Source organism: Pseudomonas sp. PP3 (assembly GCF_905336995.1).
Lineage (GTDB): Bacteria > Pseudomonadota > Gammaproteobacteria > Pseudomonadales > Pseudomonadaceae > Aquipseudomonas > Aquipseudomonas reinekei.
Window position 1 is genome coordinate 1137773 of sequence record NZ_HG995459.1, and the last position, 14861, is coordinate 1152633.

General features: G+C 58.7%; 14 protein-coding genes. 8 read left to right on the top strand and 6 right to left on the bottom strand.

Annotation, left to right across the window (positions count from 1 at the left end):
- Positions 1-497: 497 nt before the first annotated feature.
- On the bottom strand, positions 498-1277 hold the full coding sequence (yaaA, locus tag KHO07_RS05245; RefSeq protein WP_212626624.1) for a peroxide stress protein YaaA: 780 nt from the start codon (positions 1275-1277) through the stop codon (positions 498-500).
- Positions 1278-1447: 170 nt separating this feature from the next.
- Here yaaA and KHO07_RS05250 point away from each other — a divergent pair, with 170 nt between their 5' ends.
- The 6 genes from KHO07_RS05250 to KHO07_RS05275 all read left to right on the top strand — a co-directional run bounded on the left by KHO07_RS05250 (position 1448) and on the right by KHO07_RS05275 (position 6679).
- Positions 1448-2572, top strand: a complete 1125-nt coding sequence (locus KHO07_RS05250; RefSeq protein WP_212626625.1) for a polysaccharide deacetylase family protein — start codon at positions 1448-1450, stop codon at positions 2570-2572.
- A 335-nt stretch (positions 2573-2907) separates the two neighbouring features.
- A complete protein-coding gene (locus KHO07_RS05255) occupies positions 2908-4302 on the top strand; it encodes a PhoH family protein (protein ID WP_075945585.1) in 1395 nt (464 codons plus the stop codon).
- A gap of 143 nt (positions 4303-4445) precedes the next feature.
- Positions 4446-4919 carry a cyclic pyranopterin monophosphate synthase MoaC gene (gene moaC / locus KHO07_RS05260; protein WP_212626626.1) on the top strand — a complete coding sequence of 158 codons (474 nt, stop codon included), beginning with the start codon at positions 4446-4448 and terminating at the stop codon, positions 4917-4919.
- Complete coding sequence (gene moaD / locus KHO07_RS05265) at positions 4916-5158, top strand: molybdopterin converting factor subunit 1 (protein ID WP_150702912.1); 243 nt, start codon at positions 4916-4918, stop codon at positions 5156-5158. The genes moaC and moaD overlap by 4 nt, the downstream gene beginning before the upstream one ends.
- Before the next feature lie 3 nt (positions 5159-5161).
- Entirely contained in the window at positions 5162-5614 is a 453-nt protein-coding gene (gene moaE / locus KHO07_RS05270; RefSeq protein WP_150733826.1) for a molybdopterin synthase catalytic subunit MoaE, read from the top strand.
- 288 nt (positions 5615-5902) lie between these two features.
- Positions 5903-6679: an ABC transporter substrate-binding protein gene (locus tag KHO07_RS05275; RefSeq protein WP_212626627.1), complete on the top strand. Its 777-nt coding sequence runs from the start codon at positions 5903-5905 to the stop codon at positions 6677-6679.
- Positions 6680-6787: 108 nt separating this feature from the next.
- On the opposite strand, the gene KHO07_RS05280 is transcribed toward KHO07_RS05275, so the two are convergent.
- The 5 genes from KHO07_RS05280 to KHO07_RS05300 all read right to left on the bottom strand — a co-directional run bounded on the left by KHO07_RS05280 (position 6788) and on the right by KHO07_RS05300 (position 12110).
- Positions 6788-7429 (bottom strand): transcriptional regulator, encoded by a 642-nt coding sequence (locus KHO07_RS05280; protein WP_212626628.1) that lies wholly within the window; start codon positions 7427-7429, stop codon positions 6788-6790.
- 91 nt (positions 7430-7520) lie between these two features.
- Positions 7521-8648 carry an FAD-binding oxidoreductase gene (locus KHO07_RS05285; RefSeq protein ID WP_212626629.1) on the bottom strand — a complete coding sequence of 376 codons (1128 nt, stop codon included), beginning with the start codon at positions 8646-8648 and terminating at the stop codon, positions 7521-7523.
- Between the two features lie 125 nt (positions 8649-8773).
- Positions 8774-9718 carry an ornithine cyclodeaminase family protein gene (locus KHO07_RS05290; RefSeq protein WP_212626630.1) on the bottom strand — a complete coding sequence of 315 codons (945 nt, stop codon included), beginning with the start codon at positions 9716-9718 and terminating at the stop codon, positions 8774-8776.
- Positions 9719-9855: 137 nt separating this feature from the next.
- On the bottom strand, positions 9856-11343 hold the full coding sequence (gene rhlB, locus KHO07_RS05295; protein WP_212626631.1) for an ATP-dependent RNA helicase RhlB: 1488 nt from the start codon (positions 11341-11343) through the stop codon (positions 9856-9858).
- A gap of 110 nt (positions 11344-11453) precedes the next feature.
- Positions 11454-12110 carry an alpha/beta hydrolase gene (locus KHO07_RS05300; protein ID WP_150733820.1) on the bottom strand — a complete coding sequence of 219 codons (657 nt, stop codon included), beginning with the start codon at positions 12108-12110 and terminating at the stop codon, positions 11454-11456.
- 468 nt (positions 12111-12578) lie between these two features.
- Between KHO07_RS05300 and KHO07_RS05305 the strand changes: the two genes are divergently transcribed.
- A complete protein-coding gene (locus tag KHO07_RS05305) occupies positions 12579-13610 on the top strand; it encodes an amino acid ABC transporter substrate-binding protein (RefSeq protein WP_075945576.1) in 1032 nt (343 codons plus the stop codon).
- 65 nt (positions 13611-13675) lie between these two features.
- A complete protein-coding gene (locus KHO07_RS05310) occupies positions 13676-14857 on the top strand; it encodes an amino acid ABC transporter permease (RefSeq protein ID WP_212626632.1) in 1182 nt (393 codons plus the stop codon).
- Positions 14858-14861 lie beyond the last annotated feature (4 nt).

Genomic DNA, 14861 nt, shown 5'->3' on the forward strand with positions numbered 1-14861 from the left:
TGGCCTTGTAGGGGATAGTGTTAATGCGTTATCTCCTGTCCGTTCGATGTTGTCCAAATCAGGGATTAGTTAGCTAAAGTTTGTATTACAACTTTGCTACATGAATCACTTCTCTGCGTAAGTTATCTCGTACAACCTCGGCGAGAATCGTTACCGGTGGTATGAGCGGTGCATTTGGACATAGTTCCAGTCCGCCCATCGCCAAATCTGAAATTTTTTGAAATATTGAGAAAGATGGCACTGCTTTCATTTTGATAGCACTTGCCGTTTCGCCCTTTATATATAGGCGGATCGTCGAGAGGGATATTTTTGTGCCACTACTGTTAAAAAAAGTCAGTGCCACTACGTAAAAAAATGATTGATGTCGAGTGAAACTAACGTTAGATAAATGATCGATGGTTTTTTGACGTCAATAGACTGGCAATCTGGAGAGGGATTGTCGGACGATCAGGTGAGCCGCGCACGAGGGGTTCTTCCTCATGCGCAGTGCAGTTGCATCACTCTGGTGCGTGATCGCGCAGGAACACCAGGCTGTCCGGTTTCGACTGCTCGGCACTGTAGCGGTAGCCCTGCACATCAAACGCTTTAAGCGCAGCCGGGTCGTTGATGCGTTCTTCTATAACGAAGCGGCTCATCATGCCCCGGGCCTTTTTTGCGTAGAAGCTGATGATCTTGTACTGACCGTTCTTGAGGTCCTTGAACTCGGTATTGATGATGCGCGCGTTCAGGGCGTTGCGTTTGACCGCCGAGAAATACTCGTTGGACGCGAGGTTGAGCAGCACGTCATCACCCTGATCGGCCAGGGATTCGTTCAGCCATTCACTGATCCGCGTGCCCCAGAAGGCATACAGGTCCTTGCCGCGGGCATTGGCCAGTTTGGTGCCCATTTCCAGACGATACGGTTGCATCAGGTCCAGCGGACGCAGCAAGCCGTACAGGCCGGACAGCATGCGCAGGTGTTGCTGGGCGTAATCGAAATCGGCTTCGCTGAAGGTTTGCGCATTCAGCCCGGTGTACACGTCGCCCTTGAAGGCCAGCAATGCCTGCTTGGCGTTTTCCGGGGTGAAGGCGGGCGTCCAGCTGCCGAAGCGGGCTGCGTTGAGACCGCCGATTTTGTCGGAGACGTGCATCAACTCGCTGATCTGCGCCGGCGTCAGGTCACGCAACTGCATGATCAGTTCCTGGGAGTGATCCAGATACTGCGGCTGGGTGAAGCGCTGCGTCGCCGGCGGTGTTTCGTAGTCGAGGGTCTTGGCGGGGGAAATCACCATCAGCATGAAGTCGTCTCCTTTAATCGTGGCGGCGATTCTAGGGGGTTGTTCCCGATGACTCCAGCTATCAAGGTGATAGGTGATCGGTGGTTTGCCACAATGAGTTCGGCGTGGCTGCGGGAGTTGCGGTCGGATCGGCTATAGTGCCGCGCGGGTTTTGTTATGGAGACATCCCATTGCGCATCGTTTTTCTATTATCGGCCTGGCTGTTGAGCTTCGGTGCCATGGCGGCACCGGGGGACGTGGCCACGCTCGATCGCAGCACCTGGCCGGAACAACTCGGCAACCCGACGCTATTCGATGTCGCCTCGCGCGCGGAAATCCTCATGTTTGCCCGCGTGCTGCTGGCCAGCGAATCCCTGGACGAACCGGCGCTGGCCCAGCGCTTGGGGCTGCGCACGATCAACATGGAGTCGATCAACAGGGTTCGCCAACGCCTGTGGCAACGCTTGCTGGCCAACTACAACTTCGCCCAGCAGAGCTGCGATCAGGATGCGTCCTTCTGTTTTCTGGTCGAGGACATGCCGACCCTGCGTGAACAGGCCGGCAAATTCCAGATCAGCGAAGACAGCTATTACATCCGCTGGGCCGAACCGAGCCGCCTGTTCCATAGCCAGTATCTGGACGAACAACTGCGCAAGGCTGCGCTGTTCCCGCAGACCAGCAGTGAAGTCGATCGTTTTGGCGACTATGAGCGCAACGGCGAGGCGATGCATGACCGGCTTTTTCTACTGACTTTCGACAGTGCCGCGAATGCGCTACCGGATAACACGGCCTGGGTCAGCGAATTCCTGCGCAAGGCAAACATGAGCGGCACGTTCTTCGTGCTCGGCAAGGACATCCAGGCGCGCCTGACGGAGCGCTCGGTGGCCAGCCTGCAGTCAACTTACTCGGCCCAGTGTGTGGGTGTGCAAGGCTGGGAATTTCGTTCCCACAGCCACTGGCAGGACTGGCAGGATTCAGTGCGGCGCAGCGTCGAGCTGATCAAGAGCAAGCTGCCGGAAAACTATGTGCCGCTGTTTCGCCCGCCCGATGGCCAGCGTCGCTCCGATGCCGAAGGTTTCTTCGAGGGCCAGGGCTTGCAGGTGGCACTATGGGATATCGACGCACAAGACGGCGCCGGCAAACTCAAGGCCAGTCAGAGCGCGCAACGGGTACTGACCTTGATGCTGCTGTGGCGTCATGGTGTGATCGATTTCAATGTGAAGCAGGACGGCGTGAAAACGGCGCTGCCTTGGCTGATGACGCAAACGTCGCAAAGCGGGATCGGTTGGGAGGACTGTCAGAGCGGGTTTCGCTGAAAACCACAAAAGCCCGTAAACATTGGGCAAAGGGCGATTTTGGGAGCGAATTCGTTGCAGGTTGATCTCCGACTGTAAACGGGTGATGGCAGTCCGCCAAGTGCTATTGGTCAATCTGCAAAATAAACTTCAAAAAAGCGTCAAAGTGCTTTTTTCTGTCATGTGTTTTGGAGTATTACGAAGACAGACCGCCGAAACCTGCAACACAGGTGGCGTCTCCCAAGACTCCGTTTGTATGCAGTCACTTGAGTCTCCGCAGGTGAGATTCGGCGGCCCTTCGAGGCGCAGCACCGCCAAGGTATTGCGTCGACTGGCTCCCACAAAGGTGACCGAGTATGGATGATCACGGACGTAGCTCTTCTTCCAACCAGCCAATCCTTTATGTACTCGATACCAACGTATTGATTCACGATCCAAACGCACTGCTCAACTTCGAAGAACACCACGTCGCCATCCCGATGACCGTGCTGGAAGAGCTGGACAAGCTCAAAAGTGGCCATCACAGCGTTGCCGCCGAATGCCGTCAGGCCATCCGGCTGATCGACAAGACCCTGGGCGATGCCTCACCCGAGGACGTTGAGCAGGGAGTACCGATCCAGCGGGGCAAGGGCGGGCCGAAAGGTTTGCTGTCAATTCTGATGAGCAAGCGTGCCGAGCCGAACATCATTCTGCCCGAGCACCTGAACGACAACATCATCATCAATCAGTTGATCGACCTGCACGCGCGCGATCCAAAATTGCCCGTGGTGCTGGTGACCAAAGACATCAACATGCGCCTCAAGGCCCGGGCGTGCGGGATCGCGGCCGAGGACTACAGCACCGACCAACTGGTTGACGACGTTTCGTTGCTGCCCAACGGTTACCACAACATGACCGGCTCCTTCTGGGACCGTGTGAGCAAGGTCGAAACCCGTCAGGATCACGGTCGCACCTGGCATCAGGTGCAACTGATCGACAACCTGCCGGCCGTGCACATCAACGAGTTCATTATCGACGAGCAAGGTTTCGTCGGCTGGATCAAGGAGATCGAGGAAGACAAGCTGCTGATTCTGGATCTGCATCAGGAGCCATTGCTGCACCAGGAAGCCTGGGGCCTCAAGCCGCGGGACATCTATCAGAGCCTGGCGCTGTACGCCTTGCTTGATCCGGATATCCACCTGGTCAACCTGTCCGGTGCCGCCGGTTCCGGTAAAACCATTCTGGCCCTGGCCGCGGCGATTGAGCAGACCATGGTCAGCAAGCGCTATCGCCGGATCATCGCCACCCGCAGCGTGCAGGGCCTGGACCAGGAGATCGGTTTCCTGCCCGGCACCGAAGCGGAAAAAATGGAGCCTTGGCTGGGCGCCATCACCGACAACCTCGAAGCCCTGCACATGGATGACGAAAGCACCCATGGCAGCGTCGACTACATCCTCAGCAAAGTGCCGTTGCAGTTCAAATCCCTCAACTACATTCGAGGCCGCAGCTTCCAGCAGAGTCTGATCCTGATCGATGAATGCCAGAACCTCACGCCGCACCAGATGAAAACCATCATCACCCGTGCCGGCGCCGGTTCCAAAGTGGTGTGCCTGGGCAACCTGGCACAGATCGACACCCCTTACCTGTCCGCGACCAGCTCCGGGCTGACCTACCTCACTGAACGCTTCAAGGACTTCCCGAACGGGGTGCACATCACCCTGCAAGGGGTGCCACGTTCGATCCTGGCCGAATACGCCGAATCGCATCTGTAATTGCTTCAGACAAAACCGGGCGGCCCAAAAGGCCGCCCGGTTTTTTGATGCCCAACACATAACCCTGTGGTGACCCGATAATCAAACGTGCGGAAAATTGACCCGCAGGTTTACAATCGATGCTCCTGATCAGGAGTAATCCCGTGCTGACTCATCTCGATTCCCAAGGTCGCGCCAACATGGTCGACGTCACCGAAAAAGCCGTGACGTTCCGCGAAGCGACGGCCCAAGCGCTGGTGCGCATGCTCCCCGAAACCCTGCAGATGATCGTCAGTGGCAGTCACCCCAAGGGCGATGTGTTTGCCGTGGCGCGTATTGCCGGCATTCAGGCCGCAAAGAAAACCAGTGATTTGATTCCGCTGTGCCACCCGTTGATGCTCACGGGTGTGAAGGTCGAACTCAGTGCCGAAGGCGACGACAGCGTGCGCATTGTGGCGCGCTGCAAACTGTCCGGGCAGACCGGGGTCGAGATGGAAGCCCTGACTGCCGCCAGCGTCGCGGCGCTGACCATCTATGACATGTGCAAGGCCGTGGACCGCGGTATGACCATTGAAAGCGTGCGCTTGCTGGAGAAAGTCGGCGGCAAGAGCGGGCATTTCCAGGCGGACCCGTCATGAACATCACGGTGAAATTTTTTGCCCGTTATCGCGAAGCATTGGGCGTGGATTCGGTGAAGGTCGAAGGCAACTTCGCCACGGTGGACGATGTGCGGGTGTTGTTGGCCCAGCGCGATGGCGCCGAGGTGTTGAGCGAGCAGAATCTGATGTGCGCGCGTAATGAAGACCTGTGCCAACTCGACGAACCGGTCAGCGACGGCGACGAAGTGGCGTTTTTTCCGACCGTGACCGGGGGCTGAGCCATGGCCATTCGCGTGCAATCCACGGCGTTCGATCCGGGTGCCGAAGTCAATGCCATGCACGACGCCAATGTCGGTGTCGGCGCGGTGGTGAGTTTTGTTGGCTACGTGCGCGACTTCAATGACGGACTCGATGTCGCCGGGATGTTTCTCGAGCACTATCCGGGCATGACCGAAAAAGCCCTCGGCAAGATCGCCCTCGAAGCTGAGCAACGCTGGCCGTTGCTCAAGCTGGAAGTGTTGCACCGCATTGGCGCCCTGGAGCCGGGTGAGCCGATCGTCTTCGTTGGCGCCGCCAGTGCCCATCGCCAGGCAGCATTCGATGCCTGCGCCTTTGTCATGGACTACCTGAAAACCCGCGCTCCGTTCTGGAAGAAAGAAAACACCAGCGACGGCCCGCGTTGGGTGGAAGGGCGTGACAGCGATCATGCAGCGGCGGATCGCTGGAAGCAGTAGTTTCTGCGGCGTTCTTTAGTCAGCCATCGCTAGCAGGCTAGCTCCCACAGGTGTTGTGTACATCGCAACTCCTTGTGGGAGCCAGCCTGCTGGCGATGGCGTCATCTGCACCACTAAAAATCTTGGTGATTCCCCACCCGACCATCGGCCGGCACGGGCAGCATTTGCCCGATTGACGTTCCATACATAAAAGTCCAGTATGGAATTATAAGTACAATAAAGGCTTTCCCCCGTTCCAGCTCTTTCTTCTGTCTTGCCAAACCAACAACAACCCGCGAGAGAACGAACATGAAGAAGTTTCCCCTCATCACCGGTCTGGCCTTGAGCCTGTTGGCGTGCAGCTCTGTTTTTGCCGCCGAGAAAACCCTGCGCATCGGTATCGAAGCGGCGTATCCACCATTTGCCTCGAAAACCGATAAAGGTGAAATCGTTGGTTTCGACTACGACATCGGCAACGCCCTGTGCGCGCAGATGCAGGTCAAGTGTGTGTGGGTAGAAGGTGAGTTCGACGGTCTGATTCCTTCCTTGAAGGTGAAGAAAATCGACATGGCGCTGTCGTCCATGACCATCAACGAAGACCGCAAGAAGTCGGTGGATTTCACCCACAAGTACTACTTCACTTCCTCGCGACTGGTGATGAAGGAAGGCGCGGTTGTGGATGACCAGTACGCCAGCCTCAAGGGCAAGACGATTGGCGTGCAGCGCGCCACCACCACTGACCGTTATGCCACCGAGGTGTTCGAGCCCAAGGGCATTAACGTCAAGCGTTACGGCAACAACGAAGAAATCTACATGGACCTGGCGGCCGGTCGGCTCGATGCGATTTTTGCCGACACCATTCCGCTCAATGACTTCCTGTCGATGCCGCGTGGCAAGGGCTATGCGTTTGTCGGGCCGGAGCTGAAGGACCCTAAATACGTGGGCGAGGGTGCCGGGATTGCGGTGCGCAAGGGAAATGCGGAGTTGGTCAGCCAGTTGAATACGGCCATCGATAGCATTCGGGCGAATGGCGAGTATCAGAAGATTTCCGAGAAGTATTTCAAGTCCGACATCTACGGCGACTGACCGTCCGCAATCGCGGGCCCGCTCCTACAGGGTACGGGTTACACCGATCCATTGTAGGAGCGGGCTTGCCCGCGATGAGGCCAGATCAAACAATACAAATCTCAGGGCCTAGCCCTTCAACTCCTTCAAATGCTTGTACACCGTCGCCCGGCCCATGTTCAGGACATTGGCCACGTAGTTCGACGCGCTCTTGCCCTTGAACGCGCCTTCGGCGTGCAACGCCAGCACCAGTTCACGCTTGTGATCGCGGGTCAGCAGATTCAGGCTCAGCTGGCGCTCGCGCAGCCAGGCATGCAGGAACGTGTTAATTCTCTCCTGCCAGTCATCGCGAAACAGTGAGTCCGGTTGCGGAATCAGTTTGCTCGGCGACAGGAACAGGTCCAGCGCGGCCTTGGCATTTTCGAACAGCGAAATGTTCAGGTTGATGCACAGCACGGCCAGCGGATGACCTTCGCTGTCGCGTAGCACCGTGCTCAGGCTGCGAATCTTCTGACCATCCCAATTCAACTTTTCGTACGGCCCGATGTTTCGTTCGCTGACGTCGTCGCTGAGCATGTCTTCCAGCGCCGAGTCGTCACCGATTTCCCGTTTCGACAGGTTGTTGGCGATGTAGTCGACCTTCTGCGTGCGCAAGTCATGCAGCACGACCTCGGCGTGAGGAAAAAACAACGTGGCGATGGCATCGGCGATCGCCCGGAAGTTATCCAGGGGTGCATCGATCAGGGGCGGATCTATTTCGGGGGCGTTCATGCGTTGGGGCTCCGGGCAGCATCAGCGCCCCGAAAAACGGGGCTCTGAAAGTGTGCCGCAATCGTGGCGGCGCGTCACCTGAGGGCGAAGATCAGCCCAGGCGGGCAGGGGAGAGCATCTTGGCACTCAGACCGAAGCGGGTGAGTTGCTCGGGCAGCGCTTCACCGCGTACCAGCGCCGCGCTGGCCTGACCCATGGCCGGTGAAGTCTGGATGCCGTAGCCACCCTGTGCCGCGACCCAGAACAGCCCTGGCACCTGTGGATCGAAACCGGACAGCAAGTCGCCGTCGCTGACGAAGCTGCGCAGGCCGGCCCAGGTGCGGGTCGGGCGGCGGATGGTCAGGGTCGTGGCCTCTTCGATCTGGTAAATGCCCATGGCGATGTCCAGTTCTTCAGGCTGCACGTCGTGGGGCTCCACCGGGTCGGCGTTGGCCGGCGAGCCGAGGAACATCCCTGCATCGGGTTTCATGTAGAAGGATTCGTCGAGGCTGACCAGCGTTGGCCAATGATGAATGTCCACGCCTTCGGGGCCGGCGAAGATGAACGCCGCGCGCCGCTTGGGTTGCAGTCCCAGTGGCCGGGCTCCGGCCATTTCGCCGATCTTGTCGGCCCAGGCGCCCGCCGCGTTGATGATGATCGGCGCGCTGAAGGTTCCGGTGCTGCTCTGTACCTGCCAGACACCTTCGGTGTCACGGCTGAGGCTCTGTACCTCGCAGTCGGTATGCACTTCGCTTTTGTTGCGACGGATACCGCGCAGATAGCCTTGATGCAGGGCGTCGGTGTCGATGTCGCTGGCGGTCGGGTCGTAGATTGCGCCGTGGACTTTTTCCCGGCGCAGGATTGGCAGGCGCGCACAGGCTTCTTCGGCGCTGAGCAATTGCATCTCCGGGACCGTCGCTTGGGCGCTCAGGTATTGATTGTTCAATTCGGCCGCATCACCGGTGAAGTCCACGGTCATTTCGCCGCGTGGAGTCAGCAGCGGGTGCTCGCAGAAACCGCTGGGCGGGGCGTCGAAAAAGTCGCGGCTGGCCTGGGTCAAGGCACGAACCTGCGGGGTGCCGTAGGCTGCGGTAAACAGTGCGGCGGAGCGTCCGGTGGAGTGGTAGGCCGGATGGGATTCGCGTTCGAGTACCACCACGCGCCCGTGCTGCGACAGCCAGAAACCGGTGGAAGCGCCGGCGATCCCGCCGCCGATGATGATGAAGTCTGCCTGGCTCATGAGAATCTCCTGTTATCGGTTATCCCTGTAGGAGCCGGCTCGCTGGCGATGGCATCGCTGCGGTTCATCTGATGGACCGCGGCGTCTGGATCGCTGGCAAGCCAGCTCCTACAGGTTTCGTATTGTTAGGGCAGCAGGCGAAAGATGGCATTGGCCAGTGCGATGTCTTCCAGGCCCAGGCCGATCGAGCGGAAGAACACATGGCGGTCGTACGCAGGGCGCTGGACTTTGTCGCTGAGCAGATCCGCCAGGTCACCCACGATCGTGCTCTTGTCCCAGCCATGCTGCTCGCTGGCGATCAGCATTTCACCGGCCGAACCCGGGGTGGTCAGGCGATAGTCGCAGAACACCTGCATGTCATTGAGGCTCTGCGGCGGCACTTCGTGGGCGCGAGGCGCGTTGGTGCTGATCGAGGTGATCAGCGCCGGTTTGCTCAGGTTGGCCGGATCGATCACCGGGCCGGCGGACGAGGTGCAAAGCATGATCACATCGGCGTCTGTAACGGCGGCTTCGCGGCTCTCGACGATGTTCAGGCGTGGCTCGATGCTTTTCAGCAGGCTCACGGTTTGCGCATCGTCACTCAAGCTTGGCGAATACAGGCTGATACTTTCCCAATTGCGCAGGTTTTTCACGTAATGCAGGTGCGCTTGTGCAACCTTGCCGCTGCCGATGATCGTCAGGCGAGTCGCGTTCAGGGGCGCAAGTGCATCGACTGCCACAACGGTCGTCGCGGCGGTGCGCGCCGTGGTCAGTTCGCCGGCATCACACAGCAGCAATGGCTGGCCGGTCTGCATCGACATCAGCAGCGTCCATGCAGTCACCAGCGGCCCCTGTTCGCGCACGATGTACGGCGACGTCTTGACCCCATAGACACCGTCCTGCGCCAGCACGCCCAAATAGTTGATGAAGTCGCCCGCGCCCTGCGGGAATTCCACCAACTGCTGCGCCGGTTGCACGGCATGTCCGGCAGCCAGGTCGCGAAACAGTTTGCGCAGGATCTGCGGCACATCAACCTGCGCCAGCAGTTCGCGGGCCTGGGCTTGGTCAATCACATGAGGCGTACTGGACATGGTCGGCTCCGGATGCGGATATAAACTAATTTGTCTATTATGGACTTTTAGTTATCGCCGGCAAGCTCCTGTTGAAAAAAACCGGACGAAAAAAAAGCGCAGTCCGTTTCCGGCTGCGCCTTTTTGCAAAGGGTCCGTTACGGACGTTTGCGTTCAACCGCCCGCAACAGATGCGTCGGTGGAGTTTCACAGCTGATCTTCTTGCCCAGCAGCGCCTCGATGGACGGCAGCTGGTAGGAGTCGTCTTCACCGGCAAAACTGATGGACACGCCATCGGCACCGGCGCGCCCGGTACGACCGATGCGGTGCACGTAATCGTCCGGGACTTCAGGCAGGGTGAAGTTGATCACATGGCTGATGCCGTCGATGTGAATACCGCGACCGGCCACGTCGGTGGCGACCAGTACACGGATCTTGCCTTCGCGGAAACCTTCCAGGGTCTTGATGCGCTTGTGTTGCGGCACGTCGCCGGACAGCTGCGCGGCGTTGATGCCGTCGCGCACCAGGCGTTCTTCGATGCGTCGCACTTCATCCTTGCGGTTGGCAAAGACGATCACCCGCTCCCAACCGTTGTCGTTAACCAGGTTGTAGAGCAGTTTGTATTTGTCGGCACCGGCCACCGCATAAATGTGCTGCTCGACGTTTTCGCTGGCCACGTTGGTGACTTCGATTTCGACGATCGCAGGATCGGTGGTCCATTGCTTGGCCAGGTTCATCACGTCTTCGGTGAAGGTCGCGGAGAACAGCAGCGTTTGGCGCTCGGCCTTCGGCGGCGTCTGACGAATGATCTGACGCACTTGCGGGATGAAGCCCATGTCGAGCATACGGTCGGCTTCGTCGAGCACCATCACTTCGACCATGTCCAGGTGCACATCGCCGCGCTGGTTGAAGTCCAGCAGGCGGCCCGGGGTGGCGACGAGAATGTCGCAGTGGCGGGCTTCGAGGTGCTTGAGTTGCTTGTCGAAGTCCATGCCGCCCACGAACGTCATGACGTTGAGGCCGGTGTATTTGGTCAGGTCGGCGGCGTCTTTGGCGATCTGTACCACCAGTTCGCGGGTCGGGGCGATGATCAAAGCCCGCGGCTCACCCATGTAACGCTCTTTCGGCGGCGGGGTTTGCAGCAACTGGGTGATGATCGAGATCAGGAACGCGGCAGTTTTGCCGGTGCCGGTCTGGGCGCGGCCGATGGCGTCTTTGCCAGCGAGGGTGAAGCCCAGCACCTGCGCCTGGATCGGCGTGCAGTACGGGAAGCCCAGGTCCTGGATGGCGTGCATCAGTTCAGGGGCGAGTTTGAAATCGTGGAAGCGGGTTTTGCCTTCCTGGGGTTCGACGACAAAGTCTTCGAGTTTCCAGGGGATGACCGGCGCCTTGGGCTTGGGTTCACGACGCGGTTTGGCAGGTTTCGGTGTTTCGCTATGCGGTTGCTCGGCGGCGGCTGGCGCGACTGGCTGGGCAGCCGCTGGGTTCCGGGGCTCGTGTTTCGGTGCCGCTACAGGGGCGGTCCGGCCAGGTTGATTACCGTCGGTGCGGTTGCTGGGGGTGTGAGACGGAGCGCTGGGGACTGGCGCGAGTTGCTCAGTCTCGCTTTTACCGAACATTTTTTTGAGTGCTTTGAGCACGGTCATCTCATCAATTGGTTAAGGAATGTACGCCGGCCAGTGTAATGCAAGAATCGGGCGCGGCGTAGTGGGATGGATCAAAGGGCTCTTTTAATCAAGAAAAGCAAAAAAAGTACTCAGCGCAAGCGCTCGACAAGCCAGGCACCGATGTCGCGAATCTCTTCGGGTAACACTTCGTGGCCCATTGGGTATTCCTGCCATGTCACGGTGACACCATGGTGCTTCAAATACTCGTACGCACTGCGGCCCATCGAATTCTGCACCACGTCGTCGTACTGGCCATGCAGGCACAGCACCGGAATGCGCTGCTGGCTGGCGGACAATTCCAGCTCATCGCTGAATGTCGGGGCATAGGTGGAGAGGGCAAGTACGCCACCCAATGGCCCCTGCCATTTCAGGAAGGCGGTGTGAAACACCACGGCGCCGCCCTGGGAAAAACCGGCCAGAAAAATGCGCGATGCGTCTATTCCGGTGGCTCGCTGGTCCTCGATCAACTTGATGATTCTTTGGGCCGACGCTTCCAGCTGTTCACGGTTGATCGCACGGGCCGGGCTCATGGCCAATATGTCGTACCAGCTCGGCATCTCGTAGCCACCATTAATAGTGACGGCGCAGGTCGGTGCCTGAGGCAGAACGAAGCGCGTGCTCAGCAACGTTTCCTGCAGGGCTTCGGCCACCGGCAGGAAGTCATAGCGATCGGCGCCCAGGCCGTGCAGCCAGATCACGCAGGCGTCTGCGGGCTTGACGGGTTGAAGGATCAAGGGCTCGGTCATGGCTGCTCCAATATTGTGCGTGCGCTCTTATTCAGTGCGAGGTCTGGGTGCGCGTCTGGTTGATCAGTTACGAAGATGTCGCAAGGGTACAAGTTTTGCTATTGACCTGTCGCTTAACCGCTTTAGCGACCGGTGTGGTACGGGCTTTGCTATGGGGAAGCGGTGCAACCTATCTCGCGCCCGGCGGTAACACTATCAGTGTACTGCTGACCGCGGGATAGCAAAAATCCGGTGATGGATGTTCGCCAGTGGCCGCTACGGGCTTCGCGAACGTGAAAGGGCTACAGCCCGTTCGGCCGATTGGTGAGAAGTGAGTTGTCCGTTATGTGGATTTTCTCCTACTAGACTCATGGCTACGGTCCTTACGTCGGTTGACCCCAAAAAAAGCCAACACGGGTCAACAACGCCTCAAAAGGGTGCGACTTGGACTCACGCTCCGACACAACAAGAGCAAAACTGGAGGTTTGAATGAAGATGTTGAAATCCACCCTGGCCGTCGTGACTGCAGCCGCAGTACTCGGCGTCAGTGGGTTCGCTCAGGCGGGCGCGACCCTGGATGCAGTGCAGAAAAAAGGTTTCGTACAGTGCGGCGTCAGCGATGGCCTGCCTGGTTTCTCGGTTCCAGATGCCACCGGCAAGATCGTCGGTATCGATGCTGACTACTGCCGCGCTGTAGCCGCTGCCGTTTTTGGCGACGCGACCAAGGTCAAGTTCAGCCAGTTGAACGCCAAGGAGCGCTTCACCGCGCTGCAGTCCGGCGAAATCGACATTCTGTCGCGCAACACCACCATGACCAGCTCCCGTGACGCGGGCATGGGTCTGAAATTCCCGGGTTTCATCACCTACTACGACGGCATCGGCTTCCTGGTTAACAACAAGCTGGGCGTGAAGAGTGCCAAGGAACTGGACGGTGCAACCATCTGCATCCAGGCCGGTACCACCACCGAGCTGAACGTTTCCGACTACTTCCGCGGCAACGGTCTGAAATACACCCCGATCACTTTCGACACCTCCGACGAAAGCGCCAAGTCGCTGGAATCCGGTCGTTGCGACGTGCTGACCTCCGACAAGTCCCAGCTGTTCGCCCAGCGCAGCAAGCTGGCCTCGCCGAAGGACTACGTGGTTCTGCCGGAAACCATTTCCAAAGAACCTCTGGGCCCGGTCGTACGTAATGGCGACGACGAGTGGCTGGCGATCGTGCGCTGGACTGGCTACGCCATGCTCAACGCTGAAGAAGCCGGTATCACTTCGAAAAACGTCGAAGCTGAAGCCAAGGCCACCAAGAACCCGGACGTTGCTCGTCTGCTGGGTACCGACGGTGAATACGGCAAAGACCTGAAAGTGAAGAAAGACTGGGTCGTACAGATCGTCAAGCAAGTCGGCAACTACGGTGAAGTGTTCGAGAAAAACCTCGGCAAGAACACTCCGCTGGAAATCGACCGCGGGCTGAACGCCTTGTGGAACGCTGGCGGCATTCAATACGCACCACCAGTGCGCTGATGGTTCTATCACCCGGTGGGCCAACCACCGGGTGATGTTCTGTTCCATTATTTCCGGGGCACTTCATGCAAAATTCAATCGGCGCACCAAAGCAGAGGCTCAGCCTCAGCGATCCACGAGTGCGTGCGTGGGTATTCCAGATCATCACGATTATCGGGGTGGTCTCGCTGGGCTGGTATCTGTTCGATAACACCCAGACCAACTTGCAACACCGGGGCATTACCTCCGGTTTCGACTTTCTGGAGCGCAGTGCCGGTTTCGGCATCGCTCAACATCTGATCGACTACACCGAAGCGGACAGCTATGCCCGGGTGTTTGTCATCGGCCTGCTCAATACCCTGCTGGTGACCTTCATCGGCGTGATCCTGGCGACGATCCTTGGCTTCATCGTCGGTGTGGCGCGGCTGTCGAAGAACTGGATCATCGCCAAAGTGGCGACAGTGTATGTGGAAGTCTTCCGTAACATTCCGCCGCTGCTGCAGATCCTGTTCTGGTACTTCGCGGTATTCCTGACCATGCCAGGGCCGCGCAACAGCCATAACTTCGGCGACACCTTCTTCGTCAGCAGCCGTGGCCTGAACATGCCGGCCGCGCTGATGGCCGACGGTTTCTGGGCGTTTGCCGTCAGCGTCGTGGTGGCCATCGTTGCCATCGTGCTGATGTGCCGCTGGGCCAACAAGCGCTTCGAAGCCACCGGCGTGCCGTTCCACAAGTTCTGGGTCGGCCTGGCGTTGTTCCTGGTGATCCCGACGCTGTGCGCGCTGATTTTCGGTGCACCGGTGCACTGGGAAAAGCCGGAGCTCAAGGGCTTCAACTTTGTCGGTGGCTGGGTGTTGATCCCGGAACTGCTGGCCTTGACCCTGGCCCTGACCGTTTACACCGCGGCGTTCATCGCCGAAATCGTGCGCTCGGGCATCAAGTCGGTCAGCCACGGCCAGACCGAAGCGGCGCATTCCCTCGGCCTGCGTAACGGTCCGACCCTGCGCAAGGTGATCATCCCGCAAGCCCTGCGCGTGATCATTCCACCGCTGACCAGCCAATACCTGAACCTGGCGAAGAACTCCTCGCTGGCGGCCGGTATCGGTTATCCGGAGATGGTGTCGCTGTTTGCCGGCACGGTACTGAACCAGACCGGTCAGGCGATCGAGGTGATTGCCATCACCATGAGCGTGTACCTGGCGATCAGTATCAGCATTTCCCTGCTGATGAACTGGTACAACAAGCGCATTGCGCTGATCGAGCGGTAAGGAA